This is a genomic window from Neisseria sp. P0019.S003 (assembly GCF_051957115.1).
Lineage (GTDB): Bacteria > Pseudomonadota > Gammaproteobacteria > Burkholderiales > Neisseriaceae > Neisseria > Neisseria flavescens_D.
Genome location: NZ_JBQCWT010000069.1, coordinates 1 through 466 on the forward strand (window position 1 = coordinate 1; position 466 = coordinate 466).

The window sequence follows — 466 nt, forward strand, 5'->3', positions numbered from 1 at the left end:
GTGGGGTGGTTGTGTTGGTGTTGGTTTGGTTGTTGGGGGTGGTTTGTGGTGTTTTGTTGGTGTTTTTGGTTGGGGTGGGGGTTTTGTTTGGGGTTGGGGTGTTGTGGTGTTTGTTTGTGTGGGTTGGGGAGTTGGTGTGTGGGTTGTTGTGGGGTGGTTTTTGTGGGTTGGTGTGGTGGGTTGTGGGTGGGGTGTTGGTGGTGGGGGTTGGGGTTGTTTGGGTGTGGTGGTTGTGTTTTGTTTTTGTTGGTGTGGTGGTGTGTGTGGTTGGTGTTGTGTTTGTGGGTGTTTGGTTGGTGGTGTTGGGCGGTGGTTGGGGTGGGTTGGTGTTGTTTGTGGGGTTGGTTGTGTTGGTGTGGGGGGGGTGGTTTTGTGGTGTTGTGGTGGGGGGTGTGGTGGTTGGGTTGGTGGGGGTGGGGTTGGTGTTGTTGGATGGTTTGTGGGGGGTGTTGTTTGGGTTTTGGAT

The 466-nt window shown here is 54.5% G+C and carries 1 protein-coding gene; it reads left to right on the top strand.

Features of this window, described 5'->3' with window-relative positions:
- Positions 1-466 (top strand): hypothetical protein (locus tag ACTHTS_RS11120; RefSeq protein ID WP_440370071.1); only part of this gene is annotated, 466 nt, incomplete at both ends.